The sequence below is a fragment of the Streptomyces sp. NPDC029122 genome (assembly GCF_055569445.1).
In genome coordinates this window covers 434,238-460,749 of sequence record NZ_JBVHWK010000001.1, presented here as the reverse complement: position 1 = coordinate 460,749, position 26,512 = coordinate 434,238, and the positions used below count along the sequence as shown (strand labels likewise).

The 26,512-nt window shown below is 73.1% G+C and carries 25 protein-coding genes and 1 pseudogene; 14 read left to right on the top strand and 12 right to left on the bottom strand.

All coding sequences use genetic code 11. The features are described 5' to 3' along the window. Window positions 1-223 precede the first annotated feature (223 nt). The 4 genes from ACZ4WZ_RS02000 to ACZ4WZ_RS01985 all read left to right on the top strand — a co-directional run bounded on the left by ACZ4WZ_RS02000 (window position 224) and on the right by ACZ4WZ_RS01985 (window position 4,282). Window positions 224-790 carry a flavin reductase family protein gene (locus ACZ4WZ_RS02000; protein ID WP_467884045.1) on the top strand — a complete coding sequence of 189 codons (567 nt, stop codon included), beginning with the start codon at window positions 224-226 and terminating at the stop codon, window positions 788-790. A gap of 202 nt (window positions 791-992) precedes the next feature. Beyond that, a complete protein-coding gene (locus ACZ4WZ_RS01995) occupies window positions 993-1,778 on the top strand; it encodes an electron transfer flavoprotein subunit beta/FixA family protein (RefSeq protein ID WP_467884043.1) in 786 nt (261 codons plus the stop codon). A 60-nt stretch (window positions 1,779-1,838) separates the two neighbouring features. After that, a complete protein-coding gene (locus tag ACZ4WZ_RS01990) occupies window positions 1,839-2,801 on the top strand; it encodes an electron transfer flavoprotein subunit alpha/FixB family protein (protein ID WP_467884041.1) in 963 nt (320 codons plus the stop codon). Between the two features lie 182 nt (window positions 2,802-2,983). Then, window positions 2,984-4,282 (top strand): DUF6986 family protein, encoded by a 1,299-nt coding sequence (locus tag ACZ4WZ_RS01985; protein ID WP_467884039.1) that lies wholly within the window; start codon window positions 2,984-2,986, stop codon window positions 4,280-4,282. A gap of 26 nt (window positions 4,283-4,308) precedes the next feature. On the opposite strand, the gene ACZ4WZ_RS01980 is transcribed toward ACZ4WZ_RS01985, so the two are convergent. Then, entirely contained in the window at window positions 4,309-6,405 is a 2,097-nt protein-coding gene (locus ACZ4WZ_RS01980; RefSeq protein WP_467884038.1) for a WD40 repeat domain-containing protein, read from the bottom strand. 298 nt (window positions 6,406-6,703) lie between these two features. Here ACZ4WZ_RS01980 and ACZ4WZ_RS01975 point away from each other — a divergent pair, with 298 nt between their 5' ends. Continuing rightward, window positions 6,704-6,898 carry a hypothetical protein gene (locus tag ACZ4WZ_RS01975; RefSeq protein ID WP_467884036.1) on the top strand — a complete coding sequence of 65 codons (195 nt, stop codon included), beginning with the start codon at window positions 6,704-6,706 and terminating at the stop codon, window positions 6,896-6,898. Here ACZ4WZ_RS01975 and ACZ4WZ_RS01970 read toward each other — a convergent pair. Next, a complete protein-coding gene (locus tag ACZ4WZ_RS01970; protein WP_467884215.1) occupies window positions 6,888-7,877 on the bottom strand; it encodes a LacI family DNA-binding transcriptional regulator in 990 nt (329 codons plus the stop codon). The genes ACZ4WZ_RS01975 and ACZ4WZ_RS01970 overlap by 11 nt on opposite strands. Before the next feature lie 221 nt (window positions 7,878-8,098). On the opposite strand from ACZ4WZ_RS01970, the gene ACZ4WZ_RS01965 reads away from it, so the two are divergent. After that, window positions 8,099-9,136 carry an NUDIX hydrolase gene (locus tag ACZ4WZ_RS01965; protein ID WP_467884034.1) on the top strand — a complete coding sequence of 346 codons (1,038 nt, stop codon included), beginning with the start codon at window positions 8,099-8,101 and terminating at the stop codon, window positions 9,134-9,136. Window positions 9,137-9,187: 51 nt separating this feature from the next. Here ACZ4WZ_RS01965 and ACZ4WZ_RS01960 read toward each other — a convergent pair whose 3' ends face one another. Both ACZ4WZ_RS01960 and ACZ4WZ_RS01955 read right to left on the bottom strand, forming a co-directional pair. Next, window positions 9,188-9,883, bottom strand: coding sequence for an MBL fold metallo-hydrolase (locus ACZ4WZ_RS01960; protein WP_467884032.1), 696 nt, complete (start codon window positions 9,881-9,883; stop codon window positions 9,188-9,190). A 110-nt stretch (window positions 9,884-9,993) separates the two neighbouring features. Next, window positions 9,994-11,358 (bottom strand): M20/M25/M40 family metallo-hydrolase, encoded by a 1,365-nt coding sequence (locus ACZ4WZ_RS01955; RefSeq protein ID WP_467884031.1) that lies wholly within the window; start codon window positions 11,356-11,358, stop codon window positions 9,994-9,996. A 296-nt stretch (window positions 11,359-11,654) separates the two neighbouring features. On the opposite strand from ACZ4WZ_RS01955, the gene ACZ4WZ_RS01950 reads away from it, so the two are divergent. Then, on the top strand, window positions 11,655-12,845 hold the full coding sequence (locus tag ACZ4WZ_RS01950; protein WP_467884213.1) for a geranylgeranyl reductase family protein: 1,191 nt from the start codon (window positions 11,655-11,657) through the stop codon (window positions 12,843-12,845). 174 nt (window positions 12,846-13,019) lie between these two features. Here ACZ4WZ_RS01950 and ACZ4WZ_RS01945 read toward each other — a convergent pair whose 3' ends face one another. Next, window positions 13,020-13,478, bottom strand: coding sequence for a nitroreductase family deazaflavin-dependent oxidoreductase (locus ACZ4WZ_RS01945; protein WP_467884029.1), 459 nt, complete (start codon window positions 13,476-13,478; stop codon window positions 13,020-13,022). Window positions 13,479-13,627: 149 nt separating this feature from the next. Here ACZ4WZ_RS01945 and ACZ4WZ_RS01940 point away from each other — a divergent pair, with 149 nt between their 5' ends. Continuing rightward, on the top strand, window positions 13,628-14,326 hold the full coding sequence (locus ACZ4WZ_RS01940; RefSeq protein WP_467884027.1) for a TetR/AcrR family transcriptional regulator: 699 nt from the start codon (window positions 13,628-13,630) through the stop codon (window positions 14,324-14,326). Between the two features lie 123 nt (window positions 14,327-14,449). Beyond that, window positions 14,450-15,406 carry a spherulation-specific family 4 protein gene (locus tag ACZ4WZ_RS01935; RefSeq protein ID WP_467884025.1) on the top strand — a complete coding sequence of 319 codons (957 nt, stop codon included), beginning with the start codon at window positions 14,450-14,452 and terminating at the stop codon, window positions 15,404-15,406. A 103-nt stretch (window positions 15,407-15,509) separates the two neighbouring features. On the opposite strand, the gene ACZ4WZ_RS01930 is transcribed toward ACZ4WZ_RS01935, so the two are convergent. Next, complete coding sequence (locus ACZ4WZ_RS01930) at window positions 15,510-15,857, bottom strand: CU044_2847 family protein (RefSeq protein WP_467884023.1); 348 nt, start codon at window positions 15,855-15,857, stop codon at window positions 15,510-15,512. Window positions 15,858-16,338: 481 nt separating this feature from the next. Beyond that, window positions 16,339-16,839, bottom strand: a complete 501-nt coding sequence (locus tag ACZ4WZ_RS01925; RefSeq protein ID WP_467884021.1) for a MarR family winged helix-turn-helix transcriptional regulator — start codon at window positions 16,837-16,839, stop codon at window positions 16,339-16,341. A gap of 377 nt (window positions 16,840-17,216) precedes the next feature. On the opposite strand from ACZ4WZ_RS01925, the pseudogene ACZ4WZ_RS01920 reads away from it, so the two are divergent. Then, window positions 17,217-17,342: pseudogene (locus tag ACZ4WZ_RS01920) on the top strand (IS5/IS1182 family transposase); the annotation flags it as partial. Window positions 17,343-17,388: 46 nt separating this feature from the next. Here the strand turns inward: ACZ4WZ_RS01920 and ACZ4WZ_RS01915 are convergent. Next, on the bottom strand, window positions 17,389-18,129 hold the full coding sequence (locus ACZ4WZ_RS01915) for a class I SAM-dependent DNA methyltransferase (protein ID WP_467884019.1): 741 nt from the start codon (window positions 18,127-18,129) through the stop codon (window positions 17,389-17,391). Window positions 18,130-18,497: 368 nt separating this feature from the next. Between ACZ4WZ_RS01915 and ACZ4WZ_RS01910 the strand changes: the two genes are divergently transcribed. Next, window positions 18,498-19,691, top strand: coding sequence for a serine/threonine-protein kinase (locus tag ACZ4WZ_RS01910; RefSeq protein WP_467884017.1), 1,194 nt, complete (start codon window positions 18,498-18,500; stop codon window positions 19,689-19,691). A 32-nt stretch (window positions 19,692-19,723) separates the two neighbouring features. On the opposite strand, the gene ACZ4WZ_RS01905 is transcribed toward ACZ4WZ_RS01910, so the two are convergent. Continuing rightward, on the bottom strand, window positions 19,724-20,944 hold the full coding sequence (locus tag ACZ4WZ_RS01905; protein WP_467884015.1) for a GDSL-type esterase/lipase family protein: 1,221 nt from the start codon (window positions 20,942-20,944) through the stop codon (window positions 19,724-19,726). Window positions 20,945-21,138: 194 nt separating this feature from the next. Next, window positions 21,139-21,882 carry a maleylpyruvate isomerase family mycothiol-dependent enzyme gene (locus ACZ4WZ_RS01900; RefSeq protein WP_467884013.1) on the bottom strand — a complete coding sequence of 248 codons (744 nt, stop codon included), beginning with the start codon at window positions 21,880-21,882 and terminating at the stop codon, window positions 21,139-21,141. 36 nt (window positions 21,883-21,918) lie between these two features. On the opposite strand from ACZ4WZ_RS01900, the gene ACZ4WZ_RS01895 reads away from it, so the two are divergent. Then, a complete protein-coding gene (locus ACZ4WZ_RS01895; RefSeq protein WP_467884012.1) occupies window positions 21,919-22,575 on the top strand; it encodes an alpha-ketoglutarate-dependent dioxygenase AlkB family protein in 657 nt (218 codons plus the stop codon). A gap of 41 nt (window positions 22,576-22,616) precedes the next feature. Continuing rightward, window positions 22,617-23,879, top strand: a complete 1,263-nt coding sequence (locus ACZ4WZ_RS01890) for an ROK family protein (protein WP_467884010.1) — start codon at window positions 22,617-22,619, stop codon at window positions 23,877-23,879. Window positions 23,880-23,987: 108 nt separating this feature from the next. Here the strand turns inward: ACZ4WZ_RS01890 and ACZ4WZ_RS01885 are convergent, their stop codons facing one another. Next, a complete protein-coding gene (locus ACZ4WZ_RS01885) occupies window positions 23,988-24,533 on the bottom strand; it encodes an ATP-binding protein (RefSeq protein ID WP_467884008.1) in 546 nt (181 codons plus the stop codon). A 209-nt stretch (window positions 24,534-24,742) separates the two neighbouring features. On the opposite strand from ACZ4WZ_RS01885, the gene ACZ4WZ_RS01880 reads away from it, so the two are divergent. Then, a complete protein-coding gene (locus ACZ4WZ_RS01880) occupies window positions 24,743-25,906 on the top strand; it encodes a PLP-dependent cysteine synthase family protein (RefSeq protein WP_467884006.1) in 1,164 nt (387 codons plus the stop codon). A gap of 16 nt (window positions 25,907-25,922) precedes the next feature. On the opposite strand, the gene ACZ4WZ_RS01875 is transcribed toward ACZ4WZ_RS01880, so the two are convergent. Next, the gene (locus ACZ4WZ_RS01875; protein WP_467884004.1) at window positions 25,923-26,423 is read right to left on the bottom strand and encodes an SRPBCC family protein; all 501 of its coding nucleotides are present in this window, start codon (window positions 26,421-26,423) and stop codon (window positions 25,923-25,925) included. Between the last annotated feature and the right edge of the window lie 89 nt (window positions 26,424-26,512).

Here is a 26,512-nt window from a genome sequence, read left to right as displayed (position 1 = left end):
GTGACGCGCCTGACATCTGCCCGCTGCGGCTTGACTGTGTACGCGTGAGATCGCCAGGCTGGCGGCATGCGGTATGAACTCCTGCTTTACGGGCGGCTCCACGTGGACCTCGTCCGCCATGCGAGCGCGCGCTGTCGGGATCGCTGAAGGCCCCGGTCCAGGCCCCCCGGCCCCGATCCCCTCTCACGCGCCCGCGCCCCCCGCGGCAGAAGGAAGCATTCCCATGACGGCCCCGACGGCCCCTCCCGCATCCCTCGGCTCCTTCGACGCCGGTCGTTCCGCCGAGGGCGGACAGGCGGCGGGCGACCCCCTGCCCGGCTCTCCCGAGCTGCTCCGCTCGGTCTTCAGGCGGCACGCGGCGGGCGTCGCGGTGATCACCGCGGAGAGCGGGGGCCGGCCCGCCGGTTTCACGGCGACCTCGCTCAACTCGGTCTCCGCGGACCCGCCGCTGCTCTCGTTCACCATCGGCACCGGCGCCTCCAGCTGGCCCGCCGTACGCGACAGCGCGTACCTCGGCGTCCACATACTCGGCGAACACCAGCGGGAGCTGGCCGGCCTCTTCGCGCGCAGCGGCGCCGACCGCTTCGGGCCCGGCACCGAGTGGGCCCCGGGCCCGCACGGAGTGCCGCTGCTCGGCGGGGTGCTGGCGTGGACGGTGTGCAAGGTGGCCGCGCGGGTGCCCGCGGGGGAGCACCGGGTGGTCATCGCGGAGGTGGTGGCGGGGGACCCGGCGGGGGAGGGGCGCCCCCTGCTGTACCACCAAGGGCGCTTCAACGCGTTGCGGGACTGAATCGTCCCTGCTGGGGCGGGTTCGGGCGGCGTTGGACAGATCACAGTTCAGCGGCCTTGCAACCGGGGAAGACCCACTGTGTACTGACGAGTAACATTCCCTTCGGAGCGCGGGCCGCCCCGACCGGGATCCGCCCGACAAGGCGCCTATGCTGCCTGCACAAGGCGGTATCAGAAAAAGACGATGCGGTAGGAGAGCCGGCGTGAGCCTGAGGATCGTTGTCTGTGTGAAGTACGTGCCCGACGCCACCGGTGACCGGCACTTCGCCGATGACCTGACCGTCGACCGCGACGACGTCGACGGTCTGCTGTCGGAGCTCGACGAGTACGCCGTCGAGCAGGCGCTGCAGATCGCCGACGAGGCGGACGACGCCGAGATCACCGTTCTGACGGTGGGCCCCGAGGACGCCAAGGACGCGCTGCGCAAGGCGCTGTCGATGGGCGCCGACAAGGCCATCCACGTCGAGGACGACGACCTGCACGGCACCGACGTCATCGGTACCTCGCTGGTCCTCGCGAAGGCGATCGAGAAGGCCGGTTACGACCTGGTCATCACGGGCATGGCCTCGACCGACGGCACCATGGGCGTCCTCCCGGCGATCCTGGCCGAGCGCCTGGGCGTCCCGCAGGTCACCCTGCTCTCCGAGGTCAAGGTCGAGGACGGCACCGTCACGGGCCGCCGCGACGGCGACTCCGCGAGCGAGCAGCTGGAGGCCTCCCTCCCGGCGGTCGTGTCGGTGACGGACCAGTCGGGCGAGGCCCGCTACCCGTCCTTCAAGGGCATCATGGCCGCCAAGAAGAAGCCGGTGGAGTCCTGGGACCTGTCCGACCTGGACCTGGAGGCCGAAGAGGTCGGCCTCGAGGGCGCCTACACCGCGGTCGACTCCGCGGCCCAGCGTCCGGCCCGCACCGCCGGAACGATCGTCAAGGACGAGGGCGAGGGCGGCAAGCAGCTGGCCGAGTTCCTGGCCGGCCAGAAGTTCATCTAAGAGCTTCGGCCACCCCTCTCAAGCCCCCAGACACTTCGCAACAGCAGGAGAGACAGTCCCATGGCTGAAGTTCTCGTCTACGTCGACCACGTGGACGGTGCCGTCCGCAAGCCCACCCTCGAGCTGCTGACGCTGGCCCGCCGCGTCGGCGAGCCCGTCGCCGTCGCCCTGGGCGCCGGTGCCGAGGCCACCGCCGCGGTGCTCGCCGAGCACGGTGCCGTCAAGGTCCTCACCGCCGACGCCCCCGAGTTCACCGAGTACCTCGTCGTCCCGAAGGTGGACGCGCTGGAGGCCGCGTACAAGGCCGTTTCCCCGGCCGCCGTGCTCGTCCCGTCCTCCGCCGAGGGCAAGGAGATCGCCGCGCGCCTCGCCGTGCGCATCGGCTCCGGCATCATCACCGACGCCATCGACCTGGAGGCCGGTGACGAGGGTCCGGTCGCGACGCAGGCCGCCTTCGCCGCGTCGTTCACCACCAAGTCCCGCGTGTCCAAGGGCACCCCGGTCATCACCGTGAAGCCGAACTCGGCCCCGGTCGAGGCGGCCCCGGCCGCCGGCGCCGTCGAGGCGCTCGCCGTCACCTTCGGCGCCCTGGCCACCGGCACCAAGGTCGTCTCCCGCACCCCGCGCGAGTCGACCGGCCGCCCGGAGCTGACCGAGGCCGCGATCGTGGTCTCCGGCGGCCGCGGCGTCAACGGCGCCGAGAACTTCGCGATCATCGAGGAGCTCGCGGACTCCCTCGGTGCCGCCGTCGGCGCCTCCCGTGCCGCCGTCGACGCCGGCTGGTACCCGCACTCCAACCAGGTCGGCCAGACCGGCAAGTCGGTCTCCCCGCAGCTGTACATCGCCTCCGGCATCTCGGGCGCGATCCAGCACCGGGCCGGCATGCAGACCTCGAAGACCATCGTGGCCATCAACAAGGACGCCGAGGCCCCGATCTTCGACCTGGTCGACTACGGCGTGGTCGGCGACCTCTTCGAGGTCGTCCCGCAGCTGACGGGCGAGATCAAGGCGCGCAAGGGCTGACCCCCGCGCCGGTCCTGACCTGCGCGTCTCTTGGCCTCCGGGGCCGTGTGGTGATTGTCACCGCACGGCCCCGAGTCGTTTGTCCCACGCGGCGGAGGGACCATTGACGGAGCGGAACCCCGTGGCTAAATTCTGCTATGCGGATCTAAGCTTCCGTGAAGCGGAAAAGAGGAGAGTGCACGATGGGTCAGCAGGAGAAGGTGGCGACGAGCCTCGCAGGCGCGGTCAGCGAGGGCATCAGCGCCTCCCTGGCGCCGGTGGACGCGGAACTCGCGCGTCACTACCCGGGCGACCCCGGCACCCGCCAGCCCATCCACACCGTCTACGTCCCCGGTGACGTCTTCGCCGCCGACACCATCCGCTCCTGGGGCGACCAGGCCCTCGCGGCCCTCGACGAGCACGCCCCGGACGCCGCCACCTTCGCCAAGGTACTCGGCATCTCCGACGAGCTGGCCGTACCCGTCTACGACCGCGTCCGCGCCAAGCTCGCCACCGAGCCCGTCGAGGACCTCCGCGTCGACTTCGAGGACGGCTTCGGCGTCCGCTCCGACGAGGAGGAGGACCAGGCCGCGGCCCGCGCTGCCCGCCTCGTCTCGGAGGCCTTCTCCAACGGCACGAACGCCCCGTACATGGGCATCCGCATGAAGTGCATGGAGGCCAACGTCCGCGACCGGGGCATCCGCACCACGGACATCTTCCTCTCCGGCCTGCTGGAGCACGGCGGCCTGCCCGACGGCCTCGTCCTCACCCTGCCCAAGGTCACCTACGCCGAGCAGGTCAGCGCCTTCGTCGGGCTGCTGGAGGCCTTCGAGTCCACCCGGGGCCTGCGCACGGGCCGCATCGGCTTCGAGATCCAGATCGAGACCAGCCAGTCCATCCTGGCCTCCGACGGCACCGCCACCGTGGCCCGCATGATCGAGGCCTCCAAGGGCCGCGCCACCGGCCTGCACTACGGCACGTTCGACTACAGCGCCTGCGTCGGCGTCTCCGCCGCGTACCAGGCCAGCGACCACCCCGCCGCCGACCACGCGAAGGCGATCATGCAGGTCGCCGCCGCCGGGACCGGCGTACGCGTCTCCGACGGCTCGACGAACGTGCTGCCCATCGGCACGACGGCGAAGGTCCACGAGGGCTGGAAGCTGCACTACGGCCTCACCCGCCGCGCCCTGGCCCGCGCCTACTACCAGGGCTGGGACATGCACCCGGCGCACCTGCCGACCCGCTACGCGGCCGTCTTCACCTTCTACCGCGAGGGCCTGGAGGCAGCGGCCGCGCGCCTGAAGGCGTACGTCGCCAAGATCGAGGGCGACGTCATGGACGAGCCCGCCACCGCCAAGGCCCTGGCCGGCTACTTGGTCCGCGGCCTCGACTGCGGCGCGGTCGGCCCCGAGGAGGTCACCGCCCTCACCGGCCTGACCCGCGCCGAACTGGACGCCTTCGCCATCCCCCGCCGCTCGGCGACCCTGACGGCGACCGCCTGACCCACCCGCCGACGGCCGGCCCGGGATCACCGGGGCCGGGCCGTCGCTGCGTGCGGGGCCGGCAGGAACCAGCGGCGGAGGGTGCCGTCGTCCCCGGCGGAGGCCAGCAGGCTCGCGTCGGGGGAGAAGGCGACACCCCGGACGGAGCCGGTGTGGCCGGTCAGCGGCAAGCCGGTGGCGGCCCCGCCCGTGGCGGTGTCCCAGAGCCGCACGGTGCCGTCCGAGCCGGCACTGGCGAGCCGGTTCCCCTGCGGGGAGAACGCCAGGTCGTACACGGGGCCGGTGTGCCCGGAGAGAGGGTGGAGGGGGGCGGCGGGGGCGCGTACGTCCCACAGCAGGATGCGTCCATCGGCGTCGCCGGTCGCCAGGAGCTGCCCGTCCGGGGCGAAGGCCATGGCGCCGACGGTGCTCAAGTGGGCCGCCAGCTCCAGGCACGGCTCTTCCGGGGCGGAGGCGTCCCACAGCACCACCCGCTCGCCCATGGCGGCGGCCACCAGGGTCCCGTCCGGAGCGGCGGCGAGGGCGAAGGCGTCCCAAACGCCGTCCGGAACGTATCCGGTCCTGCGGCCGTCAGCCGTGCTCTGCACGGACACCCGCCCCTCAGCACCGATCACGGCCATCTGACGGGTGGCGCCGCAGAACGCGAGGTGCTGCACCAGGGACACGGGGCGGCGGGGCGGCCCGCCGGGGGTCCACAGCTCGGCCGGCCCGCCATCGGCGGGGAAGTTCAGCCCCCACGGGAGCATGCCGGCCGGCGCGGGCAGGCTCTCGGACAGCATGAGGCCTGACACCGGGTCCCAGGTGAGGACCCGGCCGTTGTCGGCGCGGACCAGAAGACGGCTGCCGTCCGGGGAGAAGGCGAGCCTGCGCAGAGCGGCTCCCTTCGAGCTCAGCAGGGGAGGCAGGGCCACGGCCTGATGCTTGCGCAAGGCGGTGTCGAGGGCTCGTGCCGCGAGCGACGGAGGAGGCGACGGCGCCGCGTGCGGCTCGTCGTGGTACACGACCAGACTGTCGGCCTCGCCGCAGAGAGCGAGCATGCGGCCGTCGGGGGACATGGCCAGTCGGTCGAACGGACCTTTGTGCTCCGCCAGGGGCGGGCCCAGCACGGCTCCGGTCGAAGGTTCCCACAGTCGTACGGTGCCGTGGTCGCTCAGGGTGGCCAGCAGGCGGCCGTCCCGGGAGAAGGCCATGGTGGCCCCGCTGCCGGCCGCTTCGGGCAGGCCGCACGCGAGGCCGCCGGTCGCGGTGTCCCACAGCAGGGTCTCTCCGCCGCAGGTCGTGGCCAGCAGGGCGCCGTCGGGGGAGAACGCGGCCTCGACAGGTCCGTCGATGTCCTCGATGAGGGCTCTGCCGACGCTCCCACCCGTCGCGAGGTCCCACAGGCGCAGTGTCCGCGTGGTCCTGAGCGCGGCCAGGACACTGCCGTCGGGGCGGCAGAACGCCGCCTCGATCTCGCCGATCAGAGGTGATCCGACGGGCTCTCCCGTCGCCGTGTCCCACCGGTGGACGATCTCGTCGTCGGCCGTGACCAATGTCCGGCCGTCCGCGGCGAAGACGACCACGTCGACGGAGCCGTGGTGGCCGAGCAAGGGCGGCCCGGCCCGCTTGAGGGTCGCGGTTTCCCACAGGGTCACCGCCCCCTCGCATTCTCCGACGGCCAAGAGGTGGCCGCTGGGGGAGAACGCCAGCGAAAAGGCAAGGGGCCTGTCCAGGAGCTCGCCCACGGGAACACCCCTTACGGGATCCCACAGTTGAACCACTGCCTCGGTGTCGTCCTGCCCGGACACGGCGAGGATCCGGCCGTCGGGGGAGAAGGCCGCGCACCAGTTGTTGTTCGCCCGCAGGGCGAGCACGTGGGCCAGGGTGAAGGCGGGCCTGCTGACGGGGACGGGCGCGTGCTCCTTCGCGACGGGCTCGTGCACCCGGGAGCGCCGGACCGGCCCCAGGGCGGCCAGGTCGCGCCAGCGTCGGCGCCAGGGTTCCAACTCGGGGGAGTTGTGGGGCGGCACGGCGGGCCGCTCCTGGCCGAACTCGTCGTAGGAGTGCAGGATCCGGACCAGGCCCATCAGGCTGTCCAGTTTCGGAAGGCGGTCCCCGCGGAACGCGTCGCTCTGCGTGGACACCGGAAGCCGGATCCCGGTCCGTGATTTCGCCGCACGCGCGGCGAGCTCGCGGTACGACCGATTGCCCCGGTCGAGCCGCAGCCGACGCAAGTCCGCCGCGAACGAATCCAGTTCTTCGCTGAATGCACGCACGCTGTCCATCACCGCACAGGTTAGGGCCGTGCCGGGCGCTCCGCCGGACAATCCCGAACAGTGCCGGTCAGCGACGGGATACGGCGCTGTCCGGCGGCGTCCGCAGGCGGTACGGGTTCGTCCGGTGGGAGCGGCGTGCGGGAAGGAACGGCGGTGGAATCACGGCATGACCACATCCCACGACACCGATCCGCCCCTCCTGACCCTGCACGCCGCCGTCGTGCTCCTCGGCGCCCTGTTCGCCGGCTCCGTCACCGGCGGGCTGAGTTACCTCGGCGGGGTGCCGGCTCCGCTCGCCGTCCTCGCCGGGCTCACCGCCACCGGCGGAGCGGTGCCCGGGCTGCGGGCGCTCATCCGGTGACCGGCGGGATCTCGCCCGAGCCGCGGGGGATGAGGCGGGTGGGGAGTTCGATGCGGGTCGGGGGGAGGTTGCTGCCCGCCAGGCGTTGGAAGAGGCGGTCCGTGGCCACCCGGCCCAGGGCGGCCGGGTCCTGGGCGACGACCGTGACGCCCGGGCGCAGCAGGTCGGCGAGCTCGAAGTCGTCGAAGCCGACCAGCGCCACCGGCCGGGGAAGCGCCGCGAGGGCCCGTACGACGGTGACGGTGACCCGGTTGTTGCCCGCGAAGACGGCGGTGACCGGCTCCGGGCCCGCCAGCATCGCCCCGGCCGCCGCCGCCACCCGGTCCGGTGCGGTGGAGCCGAGGGAGACCCAGGCCCCGGCCACCGGCAGGCCCGCCTGCTCCATCGCCTCGCGGTAGCCGCGCAGGCGTTCCGTGGCGGTGTGGATGCGGGGGTGGTCGCCGATGAACCCGATCCGCCGGTGCCCGGCGGCGATCAGGTGCGCCACCCCGTCCCGGGCGCCGCCGAAGCTGTCCGACAGGACGACGTCGGCCTCGATCCGGCCCGCCGGGCGGTCCACGAACACGGTGGCCACACCCGCGCGGATCTCGGGCTCCAGGTAGCGGTGGTCGTCCCCGGCGGGGATCACGATCAGCCCGTCCACCCGGCGGGCGCACAGCGCGAGGGCCAACTCCCGCTCCCGGTCCGGGTCCTCGGCGCTGGAGCCGTTGATGAGCAGGGCGCCGTGGGTGCGGGCCACCTCCTCCACGGCCCGGTTGAGCGGACCGTAGAAGGGGTCGGCGAGGTCCTCCAGGACCAGCCCGACGGTGGCGGTACGGCCCTTGCGGAGCACCCGCGCGCTGTCGTTGCGCCGGAACCCGAGCTCCTCGATGGCCTCCTGCACCCGGCGCTCGGTGTCGGGGGTCACCCCCGGCTCGCCGTTGACGACCCGTGAGACCGTCTTGAGGCCGACGCCCGCCCTGGCCGCCACGTCCTTCATGGTCGGCCGGTTGCCGTAGCGGGGCTCGGACGGGGGGCGGGTCTGCGGCACGGTGGGGAAACCTCCGGAGGTGGCGGCGGCACGGAAGGGCTCCGACCTCGGCTGTGATCTCGGCCCCGCCCCCGAGCATAAGCACTCGGCCGGCGGGTGGGTTTCCGTGGCAGGGTGGGGCGGGCAAGCACCGGGGGGTTCGGAGGCGAGCCATAGGGAGAGGGGTAGACGTGATTGTCTGGATCAACGGCACTTTCGGTGCCGGGAAGACCAGCACGGCCCGCGAACTGGCCGGACTCCTGCCGGACAGCAGCCTGTACGACCCGGAGCTCATCGGTGACGCGCTGCGTCGGCTCCTGCCGGCCAAACGCCTCGCGGAGGTCGACGACTACCAGGACCTGCCGAGCTGGCGGCGGCTCGTCGTGGACACGGCGGCGGCGATGCTGGCGGAGCTCGGCGGGATCCTGGTCGTGCCGATGACGCTGCTGCGGCAGGAGTACCGCGACGAGATCTTCGGCGGTCTCGCCGCGCGCCGGATCGCGGTGCGGCACGTAGTGCTCACCCCGGAGGAAACGATCCTGCGTCAGCGCATCGCCACCCGTCAGGAGCCGGGGGCGCCGCAGGAGGTGGACGTACGGGTCCGCCAGTGGGCGTACGACCACATCCCGGCGTACCGGCAGGCGCTGGGGTGGCTCGCGGCCGACGCGCACCTCATCGACAACGGGCACCTGACGGTACGGGAGACGGCGCAGCGGATCGCCGACGCCGTACGCACCGACACGGCGGCCGTCTGCGACATCGTGCAGACCCCGGAGCCGACGCGGGAGACGGTGGCGGCGGGGGTGCTGCTCTTCGACGACCGGGACCGGGTCCTCCTGGTGGATCCGACGTACAAGCCGGGCTGGGAGTTCCCGGGCGGGGTGGTCGAGGCGGGCGAGGCTCCGGCGCGGGCGGGCGTACGGGAGGTCGCGGAGGAGCTGGGCCTGACGCTGGAGCGGGTCCCGGGACTGCTGGTGGTCGACTGGGAGCCGCCCCGCTCCCCGGCGTACGGGGGCCTGCGGCTGCTGTTCGACGGCGGGCGGCTGCCGGAGGCGGAGGCCGCCCGGCTGCGGCTGCCCGGACCGGAACTGCGGGCCTGGCGCTTCGTCACGGAAGAGGAGGCCGCCGGACTCCTGCCGCCGCAGCGCTACGAACGGCTGCGCTGGGCCCTGCGCGCCCGCGAGCGCGGCCACCCGCTCTACCTGGAGTCCGGCCGCCCCACCCCGTGACACCGGGACCGGCCGCGTGGCGGTCCCGGCGGCGGTCCCGGCGGGCGGGGCTCAGACCGTGGCCGCCTCCGCCGCCGCGTGGAGCGCCTTCGCGGTGTCCTCGGTCCAGGGGTCACCGTGGCCGAAGCAGGCCACGGACGGGGCGAGGGCGGCCAGCCGGCGGAAGGAGGCGACCGCCCCGGCCCGGTCGGCGTTGAAGACGCCCAGCATCACCTGGCCCACCCCGGCCGCGCAGTCCCCCGTGAACAGCACCCCGTGCGCCGGCAGGTGCACCCCGATACTGCCCGGCGTGTGGCCCGGGGCGTGGACCACCACCGCCCCGCCGCCGAAGTCCAGCACCTCGCCGTCCTCCAGCTCCCCGTCGACCCGGGTCGGCGGCGCCGGCGGGGCCGTCAGCCCGTGCGCGTACAGCGGGACTTCCCAGTCCAGCAGCACCGGTTCGGGGACCGGCCGCTCGCCGCGCACCACCGGGGCGTCCAGCCGGTGGGCCAGCACCCGCGCACCCCAGCGGGCGGCGAGCTCACCGGCGGCGCCGACGTGATCGCGGTGGCAGTGCGTCAGCACGATCCGCTCCAGCCGCTCGGGCGCCAGCCCGAGGGAACGTATCGCCTGCTCGATGGCGTCGGCGGATCCGGCATGGCCGGCGTCGATCAGGGTGAGCACCCCGCCGTCCTGCCAGAGATAGGCCTGGCCGATGGAGAAGCGCAGCATGTGGAGCCGGTCCGGGAGTACCTCTACGAGATCCATGACGACGACCGTAGACAGCCGGGCCGCCGCGGGCACGCGACTTAGCCGCAAGCAGAGCACGCCCGGGGCGCACCGCGCCCCGGGCGTACGAAGGGTCACGCCCGCCGGCGTCAGACGGCCTTGGACGCCGCGTAGTTCACCAGGAACAGGGCCTCGGCGACCGACAGCCGCTCCAGCTCCTCGGGGGAGACGCTCTCGTTCACCGCGTGGATCTGCGCCTCCGGCTCGCTCAGCCCGATGAGCAGCATCTCCGCCCGCGGGTACAGCGAGGTCAGCGTGTTGCACAGCGGGATCGACCCGCCCATGCCGCTGATCTGCATCTCCTGGCCGTCGTACGCTTCCCGCAGGGCCGCCGCCATCGACGCGTACGCCGGGCTGCTCGTGTCCGCCTGGAAGGGCTGGCCCTGGCCCACGACCTCCAGCTCCAGGCGGGCCTTCCACGGGGTGTGCGCCACCAGGTGCGCCTCCAGCAGCTTGATGGCCTCGGAGGTGTCCACGCCCGGCGGCACGCGCAGGCTGATCAGGGCGCCCGCGCTCGCGTGCACCGAGGGGGTCGCGCCGACCACCGGCGGGCAGTCGATGCCGAGCACGGTGACGGCGGGACGGGCCCACAGCCGGTCGGCGATCGTGCCCTCACCGATCAGCTCGACACCGTCCAGCACCCTCGCGTCGGCGCGGAAGTCCGCCTCCGGGTACTGCAGGCCCTCCCACACCGCGTCCGAGGCCAGACCGTCCACGGTCGTCGAACCGTCCTCGGAGCGCAGCGAGTCCAGCAGGCGGATCAGTGCGGCGAGCGCGTCGGGGGCGACACCGCCGAACATGCCGGAGTGCAGGTTGCCGCCCAGGGTGTCGATCCTGACCTTGATCAGGGTCATCCCGCGCAGCGTGGCCGTCACCGTCGGCAGCCCGAGGCGGAAGTTGCCCGCGTCGCCGATGACGATGGTGTCGGCGGCCAGCAGCTCGGGGTTGGCCTCGGCGTACTGCTGGAGGCCGCCGGTGCCCTGCTCCTCCGAGCCCTCGACGATCACCTTCACGTTCACCGGCACCCCGCCGTGGGCCTTCAGGGCGCGCAGCGCGAGCAGGTGCATGATGAACCCGCCCTTGCAGTCCGCGGCACCGCGCCCGTACCAGCGGCCGTCGCGCTCGGTCAGCTCGAAGGCGGGGGAGATCCAGGCGGCGTCGTCCAGCGGCGGCTGCACGTCGTAGTGCGCGTACAGCAGAACGGTCGGGGCGCCCTCGGGACCGGGCAGGAATCCGTACACGGACTGCGTGCCGTCCGGGGTGTCGAGCAGCGCCACGTCCTGGAACCCCTCGGCGCGCAGGGCGTCGGCCACCCAGTTCGCGGCGGCGTGGCTCTCGCTCTGCGGGAACTGGGCCCAGTCCGCGACCGACTGGAAGGCCACCAGCTCGGTCAGCTCCGCCTTGGCGCGGGGCATGAGCGAGGCGACGGTCTCGGCGATCGGATTCTGGGACATGGGCACGCTCCTCGTGGGTGCGACGTTGTGATGAGTGCCGGGGTACGGCGAATGCAAGGCGAAAGACTGTCACGATCCTCGCACAGAGGGACGAGGCGGCGGCTCGCCGTAGGATTTCCACGGCATCGGAGCAACCGGGTGATCAGGAGCAGACGCACATCGTGAGCAGCGACGACGACGTGAACGGCGCAAGCGCAGAGCAGGCCGCTCGGGGGGCGGACGAGGGCACCCCGGCAGAGACGGCCGGGGAGACGGCCGAAGGGGCGGCCGCGGAGGCCGCCGAGGGCGCCGGAGAGGTGTGGGACGTCGTCGTGGTCGGCGCCGGACCGGCCGGAGCGTCGGCGGCGCGCGCCGCGGCCGCGGCGGGGCGGAGCGTCCTGCTGCTGGAGAAGGCGGAGCTGCCCCGGTACAAGACCTGCGGCGGCGGCATCATCGGCCCCTCGCGCGACGCCCTTCCCCCGGGCTTCGCCCTGCCCCTCGAGGACCGCATCCACGCGGTCACCTTCTCCCTCAACGGCAGGCTGGCCCGGACCCGCCGCTCGAAGCACATGCTGTTCGGGCTCATCAACCGGCCCGAGTTCGACGCGGCCCTGGTCGCGGAGGCCGAGAAGGCCGGCGCGACCCTCCGCACGGGCACGGCCGTGTCCCGGGTCGAGCAGCACGGCGCGGCCGTGCCGGACCGCCGCACGGTCGCCGTGGTGCTCGCCGACGGCGAGACCGTCCTGGCGCGGGCCGTGGTCGGCGCCGACGGCAGTGCCAGCCGGATCGGCGCCCACGTCGGTGTGGAGACGGACCAGGTCGACCTCGGCCTGGAGGCGGAGATCCCGGTACCGGAGACGGTGGCCGAGGACTGGAAGGGCCGCGTCCTGATCGACTGGGGTCCGCTGCCCGGCAGTTACGGCTGGGTCTTCCCCAAGGGCGACACGCTCACCGTCGGGGTCATCTCGGCGAAGGGCGAGGGCGCCGCCACCAAGCGGTACCTCGACGACTTCATCGCCCGGCTGGGTCTGGCCGGCTTCGAACCGGCCGTCTCCTCCGGTCACCTGACCCGCTGCCGCAAGCCCGACTCCCCGCTCTCGCGCGGCCGGGTGCTGGTGGCCGGTGACGCGGCCGGTCTCCTGGAGCCGTGGACGCGGGAGGGCATCTCCTTCGCGCTGCGCTCGGGACGGCTCGCGGGGGAGTGGGCGGTCAAGATCTCCGAGGCGCAGGACGCGGTGGACGCGCGCCGCCAGGCGCTCAACTACGCCTTCGCGGTCAAGGCCGGGCTGGGTGTCGAAATGGCCGTCGGCAAGCGGATGCTGGCCGTCTTCGAGGCCCGCCCGGGGCTGCTCCACGCCGCGCTCACGGGCCTGCGGCCCGCCTGGACGGCCTTCGCCCGCATCACCCGCGGCTCGACGACCCTGCCCGATCTGGTCCGTACGCACCCGCTGGCGCGCAAGGCACTGCAGCTGGTGGACGACCGTCACGCGCGGGGCCGCCGCGGGTAGGCGCGGGGAGACTGCTACGCCGAGGCGCCGGTACCCGGCGACGTCCGCGTACGCCGGGGGCACCGAGGAGGTGCGCTCCGCCGCGCGGGGTCCGTCGGGGCCGGCGCTTCGGCACGTCCGGGAGCGGGGATCCCGGCCGGGCGTGCCGGCGGGGTCCGGCGGGGGCCGGGCGGCTCAGTGGGACACCGTGACGCGGAAGACCGGGTGGTCCCCGGCGGCCGCCCTGAGCTCGGCGTCAGTGGACTTCGCGGTGACGCCCTGGAAGAACCGGTTGACCTCCCAGCCCCACTTCTCCAGGTAGGTGCGCAGGACGGCCGCCTTCTCCGCCGGGTCGGTCAGCTCCAGGGCGGTGAAGCTACGGACCTTGCGGCCCACGCGCAGCTCACCGCCGCCCGCCGCGCGCATGTTGCGGACCCACTGGGAGTGGCCGCGGGCCGAGACGAGGTACTGGTCGCCCTCGTGGGTGTGCGGGTTGACGGGGACGCGCTGCATCCGGCCGGAGGTACGGCCGCGCACCGACAGCTCGGCCGAGCCGGCCAGGCTGAGGCCGAGACGGGCGAGCTTGCCGAACAGGGCGTTGAAGCGGACGGCGAAGCGGCCGGCCTGGGCGTAGTACGGGGCGGGCGCGTTCATGGTGGCCTCCGGGACGCATTGAGAGAGCACTGCTCTCGCTTGAGATCAGTGTGCACGGATCAGAGCGCCAAAACAAGAGCGGTGCTCTCTACGATGAGCACCGCTCTGCTTTTCGTGCACCGCTCTGCTCGCGTGGCACACTGATCCGCATGAGCACCGTGCGAGGAGCCAGGGAACGGGCCCGTGTCGAGGTCACCGCCGCCATCAAGGCCGAGGCCCGCCGCAGGCTCGCGGCCGAGGGCGCCGCCAAACTCTCGCTGCGCGCCGTCGCCCGCGAGCTGGGCATGGTGTCCTCGGCCCTCTACCGCTACTTCCCCAGCCGCGACGAGCTGCTCACCGCGCTGATCATCGACGCCTACGACAGCCTGGGCTCCGCCGCGGAAGCCGCCGACGCCACCGCCCTCGCCGCCGGCGCCCCGCCCCGCTCCCGCTGGACCGCGGTCTGCGCGGCCGTCCGTACCTGGGCACTGGCCCACCCGCACGAGTACGCCCTCATCTACGGCTCGCCGGTCCCCGGCTACACCGCCCCCCTCGACACGGTCGGCCCCGCCGCCCGCGTGGCCAACGTCCTCATCGGCATCCTCCGCACCGCCTACGAAGGCCGCGGCCTCGCCCTGCCGCCCCTGCCCGCCGCCCTGCGCGCCGAAGCCCACCGGATGACCGCCGACTTCGCCGAAGGCCTGCCCCCGGAAGTGACGGCCGCCCTGGTCGCGGCCTGCGCGCAGCTCGTCGGCCTCGTCTCCTTCGAGCTGTTCGGCCAGTTCGACAGGGTCGTCGAGGAGCGGGAGGCCTTCTTCGCGCACGCCACCGGGCAGCTGGCGCACTCCGTGGGACTGCCCGCCGTATGACAGGGCCGTGGTGACAAGTCGCTTGTCTGTTCCTCATACCGATCCGGGTGGTTCGCCGTTGACCGGGATTCCGCGCGTCTAGTGTTCCTGGGGTCCCGCACCGCCGCAGCCGGAGGAACAGCCGTGACCCCCGCCCGCGTACTGAGGTCCCTGTGCGCCGTCGCCGTGACCGTGCTGCTCGCCGCACCGGCGCCGGCGGTGACCGCCTCCGCGAGACAGACAGCCCCGTCGGCCACGCCCGCTCCCCGGATACCCGGCGTGCGCGGCCTGGAGATCGGCGTACCCGCCTACGTCCGGGCCGACGCCCCGATGCTGGCCGCGCTCACCGCCACCACCCCCGCCGCCTCCGTGGTCGTCCTCAACCCCGGCAACGGCGACGCCCCCTTCGACGGCCGCTGGCGCGCCCGCGCCGACGCCCTGCGGGCCAGGACCACCGCCACCGGCGAGAGAACCAAGGTCCTCGGCTACGTCCACACCGACCACGGCAGGCGGGACCCGGCGGCCGTCAGGGCCTCCATCGACAACTACCTGCGGCCTTCCGGCGCCGGGGACGGCCGGCTGCACGTCGACGGCATCTTCTTCGACGTGGTGAGCCGCGACTGCGGCCCCGGCAACGCCACCCGCGACCACTACGCGGCACTGCGCCGCTACGTCCAGGACACCATGCACGCCGCCGACCCGGACGTGGACGACCTCGTCGTCAACAACCCCGGCACCGCCATCGCCGACTGCTACCTGGAGCCGGGTCACCGCACCGCCGACGTCTTCGTCACCTACGAGAACACGTACGCGGCTTACACGGCGGGCGGATGGCCGGGCAACGTCTTCGACGCCCACGGTGCCTACCGCCAGGGCGCCGAACTCGACCCGACCGGCACCGCGTTCTGGCACCTCGTGCACGAGGTGCCCGACACCACCGCCATGCGCGCCGCCCTCCGCACCGCCTTCATCCGCGGCGCCGGCTACGCGTACGCGACGAGCGTGGCCATGCCCAACCCGTGGAACACCAGCCCCGGCTGGAAGTACGGACCCCAGACCGCCTACGCGGCAACCCTGGGCGGAACGGACCCGGCCGGCTGACCCGTCCCGCGGGTACGCCGGCCACTCCTGCGGGGTGAAGCCGCGGCCGACGGCCCGGCCGGTCCGGACCGGGGGCCGGGCCACGCCGGAAACGTCCAGGGGATCAGCCCGGCCGCTCGTCCTCGGCCCGACGGCCCGGCGCGTCCCGCTCCCAGGTCATGGTCACCCTCAGGTGACAGTTGGCCGTGCTCTTGGTGATCACGACCCCGGCCTCGAACGCGAGGTCGACACCGAACTCGAACGAGATCCCGTCAGGCCCGGCCTTGCGCAGCTGCTCGAGGGTGACGCGCGCCGCCTCCCTGACCGACCCCAGGGCCTCCTGAAGTGTCTGGGGCAGCTGGTGAACGGCATCGCCGAAGCGCCCCGCCCTGACGGGTCCCCCCACCGTGGCCGGAGCCTCGACGAGGAGGGTGCCGCCGCCCGCCAGGGGAATCCGGGCCAGTTCCGTCAAGGCTCCTCCTCCGGTCGCCCGCCCCCTCGACCATCCCCGGCACCGGCCCGGGCCGCACGCGCGGTGGGCCGTACGGATGACCCCGCCTCATGCTCCAGTGCGGTTTCGTGATCTATCCGGGGGGTTCGTCAGCCGACCGTCGTCGGTAGTGGCTGCGGCGGGCTGTTGCCTGGTGGTGTCTGCGTCAGGCAGACCAGTGCAGAAGCCTGGCAGCTGTCAGGGGCGGTGGGCCGAAGACAGCGGTTTTCCGCTCCACTTGCGACAGCAGCCCGAGCAGGTAGGCGCGGGCAGTGGCCCCTGGCTCAACTCGGCTGAACCGTCCCGCGATCCGGTCCATGGCCTGGTCGAACATCGCCTGCGAGCGGGCGGGGTTCACACTATGGCCAGTGGCCATCGCACGATCGTCGTTTGTCCACACACCAACCGATGACTATGCCGTGGCCGTGCTCGTTCCCAGCCGGGGCGGCACAAGATCGCGTCATCAGGACGGACTGCCCGGAGCCCCGTCGCCCTCGACGTTGGCCACCATCTTGCGCAGTACCTTGAGCGTGGCCACGTACTCCTCGTCGCTGATGCCCTGGTGGACTACGGCGCGTACCTCGGCCGCCGGCTCACGGAGCCGCGTTCTGGCGGCCTCCCCGGCACCCGTGAGGTGCAGGCGCTGCCCGTCATCGGTCCTGAGCCACTCATGGTGGAGCAACTGGTCCACGACTCTGGCAATCTCATGCGGCCCGTCGGCGAGGTGCGTGAGAGAAGTGACGACTTCCTCGCGGCTCGGCGCCACGGGGCCGCCGTTCACGCGGTTGAGCACGCAGTACTGCGGCTGCGTGACATCGATCCTGGCCATCGCATCACGCAGATGTCGCGTGACGGTCGCATGGGCCAGGCCGCTCCAGTAGCCGACCGGCTGAGTGGCCAGCATGTCGTCGGTGGCGGCCGGGTTCGCCGGCGCCTGGTCAGTGGCGTTTCCGATCAGTGTCATGATCGCGCGCTACATTTCCCCTGCGCACCAAACAATCGGGATGAGGCATTCACTGCCACTCGCCCTGGCGCACGTCGGCAACGTCGGCCACCGTCATCTTCGGATGCGTCGCAGCCTCGCGCGCCACCATGCCTGACCCGGAGCAGCCACCGCCGGCGACGGCTCGCTTGCTCAGTCAGCGGGTGGATCACGAAACCGCACTGGAGTACTAAGGCGTCGGTGATCAGCGGACCTTCGAGCCGTGCTGCTACCGAAGGTGGAGCGTCGGCCCCGGCGCCCCGGATGAAGGCGGCATCCGGACCGGCTGGTGTTCCAGGGCATCCTGTTCGTCCTGCACACCGGGGTCGCCTGGGAGCATAGGCCGCAGGAGCTCGGGAACATTCGCTCACCTGCGCTGGTTCCGCCGCCTGCGGATCCGCTGGGAGATCCGCGACGACATCCACGAAGCCTTCCTCACCCTCGGATGCGCACCGATCTGCTGGCGACGCCTGACCTCCCGATAGAAGTTCAAGACCGACACGACCGACGTTGACGGCCCGGTGGCCGACCTCAGGCCGGCTTGCGCCACACGGAGACGTGCTTCGCGGAGTCCTGGGTGAACGGCGCCCCGTCCCAGTCCGCAACGCGACGTTCCAGCTCGAGCCCGGCGATCCGTGCCATCAGGTCGAGCTCCGCCGGCCAGGCGTACCGGTGCCGGGAGTTTTCGCGGCGGTAATGGCCGTCGTCGCCGTCGCGGGTGAAGTGGTGCGAGACGAGGATCTGCTCGACCAGGTCGAAGGTGTCGAAGCCGAGATGCTGCTGGGAGACATCGAACGGCACCGCGACCTGGCCGGGCGGCAGGAGCCGCAGCGGCGGCACACCCAGCTCGATGACGAATCGGCCGCCGGGCTCCAGATGCCGTGCGGCGTTGCGGAAGCACTCGACCTGCTCGTCCTGCGTGAGCAGGTTCGTGATGGTGTTGTAGACGAGATAGACCAGGGTGAACCCGCCCGGAACGACAGTGGTGGCCATGTCCCCGATGGCCACCGGGAGGGTGTCCTCGTCGATCTTGCGCCGCAGCACCGCCGCCATGTGCTCGGACAGTTCGATGCCCACCACCGGCACGCCGCGTTCCCGGAGCGGGACGCCCACGCGTCCGGTCCCGATGGCGAACTCCAGTGCCCGGCCGTCTCCGGCGAGCTCGGCGAGGAAGGCGAGGGTCGGTCCGAGAACGGCAGCCGAGGACGCTGCGGCCTCCTCGGCGTCGTAGCGGTCGGCGGTCGCGCGGGTCCACAGTTCACTGCTCGTCACGGGTGGCCACTTTGCCCGGTGCCGAGAGGCGCTGTCGACGCATTTTGAGTTCTCCGCGGCGCAGCGTGTACCGCCCACAACTCGTCGTCGTCTTGGCAGGGCTTCGACCGAACCACCCCGCACCTCGGACCATCAGTTCCGAAGTCAACCACCGTGGAGATCATTTCGTTGCGAGTTCTAAGCGCCCCGAGTGCGTTGGGCGCAGCCTCATCTGCTGGCGGTGGCTGACGAGGGCCGCATCGTGGACCGTGAGTGAGATGATCCCTTCACCAGAGGTCATCCGAACAGGCTCGGGGGATCGAGTGAGTGCGACGGGGCGGCAGGAAGCCGGGGGACAGGCGGCACACGGGCAGCGCATTGGTCCCTACGTGATCGAGCGCCGGCTCGGCGAGGGCGGCATGGGGATCGTGTATCTGGCCCGGTCGCGCGGGGGGCGTGCCGTCGCGGTCAAGGTCGCGCGGGCTGAACTCGCCTCCGATGTCCACTTCCGTGCCCGGTTCCGGGCGGAGGTGACCGCGGCGCGGGCTGTCGGCGGCTTCCACACGGCGCCGGTCGTCGACGCCGACCCGGACGCGAACCCTCCCTGGCTGGCCACCGCATATGTACCGGGGCCAACGCTCGCGGAACACATTCACTCCCAAGGCCCCATGGACGCACTGGAGCTGAAGGGACTCGGTGCGGCACTCGCAGAAGCCCTGGCGGCGATCCATGACTGTGGCCTGGTCCACCGCGACTTGAAGCCCGGCAACATCATCATGGCCGCCGACGGGCCCCGTGTCCTCGACTTCGGGATCGCCCGGGCGGTGGAATCCACGCGTCTGACGGCGACGGGCCACGCCTCTGGAACGCCGGGCTTCCTCGCACCCGAGCAGGCGATGGGCGCCGACGTCACGGGCGCGGCCGACGTATTCGCGCTGGGCGCGGTCCTGGTGGCAGCGTCAGGTGGCAGCGCGTTCGGCGAGGGGACACCGATGGGACTGATGTACCGCTCGGTGCACGAGGCGCCCGATCTGAGCACCGTCCCGGCCCTACTGCGGGAAGCGGTGGCGTCCTGCCTGGAGAAGAACCCGGATCGCCGGCCGGATCCGGCCCAGCTCCTCGACTACTTCGACGAGTCAACAGGAACAGCGACGTCATACCGGCTTGTGCCTCCAGGGCCGCCCACGCCCCCGTACGTGCCCACCGTCGCCGCGGTGGGGACGGAGCGGGGATCCGGACAGGTGCCTGTGCCGGACGATGAGGTGTTCATCGCGGCGGACAGGGATTCCAACATCGTGGTTGATGCCGACGGGGTACTGCTGACACTCCATGGACGCGGGCTGCCGGTGGATCAGATCGAGACCGATGAGGACCTCGATCAGAGAGGCACGGAGAGCGAGTTGTCCTGGTCAGAGATCGCCGACATCACCCATGACACCGTCCGCAGGTCCCGGCTGCATGTCACGGTCACGCTGCACGACGGCTCGACCGTCGAGGGCGAGGTCAATGCCCGCCGCAATTCCCGCGTTCAGCAGTGGCATCGGGACCTGGCGAAGACGGTCTCGCGCTACCTGATTCGCTGACGACCCAGCCACCACAGCTCAGCACGGTCGTGTTACGAGCTCCAAGGCTGACGACCGGGGGCGAAGGGGCCTTCCGGGGCGAAGGCGTGGGCTGCGAAGCGGTCGGCGATGAGCTGGTGGGCGGCCGGGGCCGGGTGGAGGCCGTCGGGGAGGGGGAGAGCGGCGAAGTCGGCCTCGCCGTAGAGGCCGAGCCCGTCGAGGTGGTGCAGGTTCGGGTCGTCGGCCGCGCGTTCCCGCACGATGCGGGCCAGTTCCTCCCGCACGACCCTGAGGGTCAGCTTGCCCGCGGGGACCTCCGCCGGATCGCCCGCGGCCCGGAACCGGAGCCTGCCCGCGGAGAGTTCGCCGAGGTCGGGGGCGGTGGGTCCGGGCGTGTCCTCGTGGATCGGGCAGAGGACCGGTGAGACCAGCAGCAGCGGGGTGACGGGGTGGCCCTCGCGGATGGTGTCGAGGAAGCCGTGGACGGCGGGGCCGAAGGCACGCAGGCGCATCAGGTCGTGGTTGACCAGATTGATGCCGATCTTGACGCTGATCAGGTCGGCGGGGGTGTCCCGCAGGACGCGCGCGGTGAAGGGGTCGAGCAGCGCGCTGCCGCCGAAGCCCAGGTTGACCAGCTCCACCCCGCCCCGGGCGGCGGCCAGGGCCGGCCAGGTCGTGCTGGGACTCGCCGCGTCGGAGCCGTGGCTGATCGAACTCCCGTGGTGGACCCAGACCCGGCGGCCCCGGTCCGGGGAAGGCTCGACGGGGGCGTCGGTCCGCAGGGCCACCAGCTCGGTGACCTCGTTGTGCGGCAGCCAGATCTCCACGTCCTTGAGCCGGTCGGGCAGACCGGAGAAGCGGACCGTGCCGGCCGGGCCGGGGACGCGCTCCGCCGACCCGGTGGCCATGTCCACCATGAGGACGTGACCACCGGTCACCGAGCCCCGGCCGGTCAGCCGGCCGTCGACGAGCAGGTCGTACACGCCGTCGGGGCGCGGCGGGGCACCCCGGTAGGCCGTCCTGGTGCGCACCGCGTCCAGTTCGACGGCCGTCGCCCGGGTGCGGAACACCAGCCGCACCCCGGAGGGCTGCGCCTCGGCCATGGCCAGCTGCCCGTCGGCGCACTGGGCGCGGGCCCGGGCGGGCAGCCGGTGCGGGAGCAGCCCGAGCGGGGTGCGTTCGAGCTCCAGGGCGCCGCGCAGGAAGCGCTCGTGCACCGGGGTGGTGATCCAGTCGGGGGAGGTCGGGGAGCCGGGGGAGGTATGGGAAGCCATGGGGCCCAGCCTGCCAAGCCGGTGTCCCGTCCGCACGGGGAATTTCCGCCGCGCCGGGGCCCGCGCGCCGGCACCGGGCCCGGCCGGCACCGGAGCCGCCGGCACCGGAGCCGCCGGCACCGGGCCGGGCCCGGCGTCGCAGGCACCCCGGCAGGCCGCCCCGGCCGGCCTCCCCGGGCCGCACCGTCCCGGCGTCAGATCCCCGCCGTCTCCTGCCACAGCCGTGCCAGCGACTCGTCGCCGCGTACGCCCGGGCCGGCGAGCGGGACGCGGTTCCACAGGGCCGCGTACAGCCAGGACGCCTCCCCGGTCACCTCGCAGTCCGCCCCCTCGCCGGTGTCGCCGCGTACCGTACGGGCCGGCTCCTTGGACAGGCGGACCGTCCACACCGCGCCCGTGTCCGCCGCACGGACCCGCAGCACCCGCGGCTCCTCGGTCCGTACCCGGCTGCGCGGCCGGGCGTGGAAGCCGGTCAGCAGCTCGTCCACCCCGTCCTCCGCGAAGGCCGGGTCCACCGCCGAGAGGGCGACACCCCGCGCGGACTCGGCGTCGAAGCGGTGCACGGTCGTCTCGTGCGCCTGCCGCCGTGCCCAGAAGGCCAGCGGCGACGGCGGCGCCGTCGGCAGGAAGGTCCAGCACGCCAGCCCGGCCGGGGCCTCGGACAGGGAGCGGACCAGTTCCGCGTGCCCCTCCCGGAACCAGGCGAGCAGCTCCGCCCCGGCCAGCTCCGGAGGCTCCGGGAACGGCACCGGCTCCACCAGCCCGTCCCGCACGTACCCGGCGGCCCAGCGGTGCACCGAGCCGGTGTGCCGCAGCAGGTCGGCGACCCGCCACTCGGGACAGGTCGGCACCAGGACGTCCGTACCGGCGCGCTCGGCCTGATCGGCGAGCAGTTCGCCCTCCCGGGCCAGGCTCTCCGTGTATTCGGTGATCTTCATGCCGCGAGTCTGCCAGCAGCCCCCGACAATGGGAGGGTGGACGGGGAACTCTTCCCGCGCGAGCGGACCGAGATCGCACCCGGCGCGGTGCACCTGCCCGACTGGCTCGCGCCCCGGCGCCAGCGGGAACTCCTCGCCGCGTGCCGTGCGTGGGCCCGCCCGCCCGCCGGACTGCGCACCGTACGCACTCCCGGGGGCGGGACGATGACCGCCCGGCAGGTGTGCCTGGGCCTGCACTGGTACCCGTACGCCTACGCGCGCACCGCCGTCGACGGGGACGGCGCGCCGGTCAAGCCGATGCCGGGGTGGCTCGCCGAGCTGGGACGGCAGGCGGTCACCGCCGCGTACGGATCGCCCCCGCCGGACGCGGAGGCGTACGACATCGCCCTGGTCAACTTCTACGACGGCGACTCCCGGATGGGCATGCACCGGGACGCGGAGGAACGGTCCGGGGCCCCGGTCGTCTCCCTCAGCCTGGGTGATTCCTGCCTCTTCCGCTTCGGCAACACCGTCTCGCGGGGGCGCCCGTACCGGGACGTGGAGCTGCGCAGCGGAGACCTGTTCGTGTTCGGCGGACCGAGCCGGCTCGCCTACCACGGGGTGCCGAAGGTGCTGCCCGGGACCGCCCCGCCGGGTCTGGGCCTGAAGGGACGCCTCAACATCACCCTGCGGGTCGGTGGCCTGGACGTATAGCCGGGGCGGGCACCGCCGCCCGGTCGTGCGAGGATCCCCTCATGAACGGCAACGGGGCCCCGCCGGGGGCGGGGGACGCGACCACGGCGTCGGCGGCGTCCGCGAGGACCAAGCTGGAACGGGGCCGCGGCGCACTCGGCCCGGCGCTGGAGCTCGTCCACACCGGCCGGGCCCCCACCCGGGCGGTGCTGACGGCCGAGCTCGGCGTGACGCGTGCCACCGCCGGAGCCGTCGCCGCCGAGCTGGAGGCGCTCGGCCTGATCCGCGTCGATTCCCGCCCCGGCGGTGCCGGCGGCACCCAGGGCCGCCCCTCGCACCGGCTCGCCGTCGACGAGAACGGCCCCGTGGCGCTGGCCGCACAGGTCCACCCCGACGGGTTCCGGGCCGCGCTGGTGGGTCTCGGCGGGCGGATCGTGGCCACCGCGCCCGGCAAGCTCACCGTCTCCGCCGACCCCGCGCAGGTGCTCGGCGCGGTCGTCGACGCGGGCGCCCGGCTGCTCGCCGAGTCGGGGCGCCGGTGCGTCGGCGCGGGCCTCGCGGTGCCCTCGGCGGTCGCGGAGCCCGAGGGCACCGCCCTCAACCCGCTGCACCTGGCCTGGCCGCCCGGCTCTCCGGTACGGGCCCTGTTCGCCGAGTGCGTGAAGGCGGCCGGCATCGACGGGCCGGCCCTGACCGGCAACGACGTGAACCTCGCCGCGCTCGCCGAGCACCGGCACGGCGCGGGCCGCAGCGCCCAGCACCTGCTCTGCGTGGCCACCGGACACCGCGGGGTGGGCGGGGCCCTGGTGCTCGACGGCCGGCTGCACAGCGGGAGCGCGGGCCTGGCCCTGGAGGTCGGCCACCTCACCGTCAATCCCGAGGGGCGGGCCTGCCACTGCGGCAGCCGGGGCTGCCTGGACGTGGAGGCCGACCCGCTGGCCTTCCTGACCGCGGCCGGCCGTACGCCGGGGCCCGAGGTGTCGCTGCTGGCGCAGGCCCGTGACCTGCTCCGCGCCGAGTACGCGCAGCCGTCGGTCCGGGCGGCCGCCGAGGAGCTCATCGACCGGCTCGGGCTGGGCCTCGCGGGCCTGGTCAACATCCTGAACCCGGACCGGATCATCCTCGGCGGACTGCACCGGGAGCTGCTGTACGCCGACCCGGAGCGGCTGCGGGCGGTGGTCGCCGACCGCAGCCTGTGGGGGCGCAGCGGGGGCGTGCCGATCCTGCCGTGCACCCTCGACCACAACAGCCTGGTCGGGGCGGCGGAGCTGGCGTGGCAGCCCGTCCTGGACGATCCGCTGGGGGCGTTGGGCGCCGCCGCCTGAGCCGTGGGCCGGGCCGTCCCCTGAGCCGGGCGGCCGGGCCGGTGCGCCCCTGCGGGGGCCGGGTGTCCGGGCCGGGGTCCGGGGGTGGGGCCGGGGCCCGCGGGGGAGTCAGCCGGGCCCGGTGCCGGCCGTGACCGACGCGGGCACGCCGGTCCCGACGGCCCGGGCGTCGACGGCGGCGAGCACCGGGCGAGCGGGTCCGCGTACGGTCTTCTTCACCCCGATACTGACCGTGCGCGTCGGCGTCGCCGGTGCGGGGGCCGCCCGCATCGAGAACCACACCACCTTGCCGGGCCCGTCCGGCCGGTGCCGGGCCCCCCAGGCCTCGCTGACCGCCTCGACGAGCGCCAGTCCGCGCCCGCAGGTCTCCAGGCCGTCGGCCGTCCGGCGGACGGGCAGCCGGGGATCGCTGTCGTGGACGGAGACGGTCAGCCGCCCGAGGCGGAGCTCGATCTCGACCGTGCACGCCTTGTCCGGCTGCGCATGGCGGTGGACGTTGCTGAGCAGCTCCGTCACGCCGAGCGCAGCCCGGTCTATGAGCGGGTCGAGCTGCCAGTGGCGCAGTTGTGCGGAGACGATCCTGCGGACCTGACCGATCCGCGCTGGCAAGGCCTGCAGTTCGACGACGCAGTGCCTGCGGGAATGACTGATCACGGCTGCGACTCCCCGACATCATTGTTACGGGTGCTGCACCCTCGGTGACGCGAGTACCAGGGTCACCCACGGTGGCGCCGCCTGCAACCGAACGCGGCGGAATAGGGCCGAAAGCGATCCGCATGGAAACCCAAAGCAATCATTTGCGCAGGTGAGGAGGGTACATTGCGAAAGGAGGGGGCCCTGGAACCGACAAAGGAGCAAGGCGCATGAGCACCACCGGCACCACCGGTACACCGGCCTCGAACACGGCCGGAAGCACGGTGACGACGACGGTCGACGTCGACCGCAGCGACGCCGACTACCGCGCCTGGCTCAAGGAGGCCGTGCGCAAGGTCCAGGCGGACGCCAACCGCTCCGCCGACACCCACCTGCTGCGCTTCCCGCTGCCCGAGGCGTGGGGCATCGACCTGTACCTGAAGGACGAGTCCACCCACCCGACGGGCTCCCTGAAGCACCGCCTCGCCCGCTCGCTGTTCCTCTACGCGCTCTGCAACGGCTGGATCCGCCCCGGCCGCCCGGTCATCGAGGCCTCCAGCGGCTCCACCGCGGTCTCGGAGGCGTACTTCGCCAAGCTGATCGGCGTCCCGTTCATCGCGGTGATGCCGAGGACCACCAGCCCGGAGAAGTGCCGCCTCATCGAATTCCACGGCGGCGAGTGCCACTTCGTCGACGACTCGATGAAGATGTACGAGGAGTCGGCCGACCTGGCGGCCCGCACCGGCGGCCACTACATGGACCAGTTCACCTACGCCGAGCGCGCCACCGACTGGCGCGGCAACAACAACATCGCCGAGTCGATGTACCAGCAACTGCGTCTGGAGCGGTACCCCGAGCCCGCCTGGATCGTGGCCACGGCCGGCACCGGCGGCACCTCCGCGACCATCGCGCGCTACGTCCACTACATGCAGCACGACACCCGCATCTGCGTCCCGGACCCGGAGAACTCCTGCTTCTTCGACGGGTGGACCAACAACGACCCGCACGCGAGCAGCGACTGCGGCTCGCGCATCGAGGGCATCGGCCGGCCGCGGATGGAGCCGAGCTTCGTGCCGGGCGCCATCGACCGCATGATGAAGGTGCCGGACGCGGCGTCCGTCGCCGCCTGCCGCGCCCTGGAACAGGCCATAGGACGCAAGGCCGGCGGCTCCACCGGCACCGGCCTGTGGAGCGCCCTGAAGATCGTCTCCGAGATGGTGGCGGAGGGCCGCACGGGCAGCGTCGTGACCCTGCTCTGCGACCCGGGCGACCGCTACCTCGACAAGTACTACTCGGACGAGTGGCTGGCGGCCCAGAGCCTCGACATCGCCCCGTACTCCAAGACGATCCGGACCCTGCTGGAGACCGGCGACTGGCGCGAGCCCGAGGCCTGAGCCCGGCGGCGGGGCCTCAGCCGCGGGTACGGGCCGCCAGCCGGGCGTCCAGGGCGCGCACCGCCGTACGGAAGGACCGGCGGAGGCCCGGGCGGGCCGCGGCCAGCGCCAGGCGGAAGGGGGCCGGGCCGTCGGCCGCGAAGGTCCAGCGGACGAAGGTGCCCGGGGCGTCGGGCAGCGCGCCCGGCAGGGGGGCCAGCAGCCACTCCTCCACCAGGGCGCTCACGCCCGGCGCGTTGGTCTCGTCGACCCGGTAGGCGTAGCGCAGCCCGGGGTCGGCGGCCACGACCGTCTCCCGGAAGCGGACCCCGCCCACCAGCCGTATCTCCCGGCCCGTCCCGCCCCCCGTCGGCCGGGCCACGGTGACCGCCCGGAACCACGCCGGCCAGGCCGTCACCTCCTCCGCGAGCGCCCGGTACACGGCGCCGGGCGGGGCCGCGGTCCGGGCCGTGAAGGCCAGGCGGACCGGGGCGCGGTCGACGAAGTCGAGCCCCGCGGGACGGAGTCGGCGGGCCATGCGTTACCCCCTGCGGTGAGACGTACGGCGTACGGCTGTGGCTTACGGCTACGGCGTACGGCCGAGGCCTGCGGCGCCGGACGCGCCGC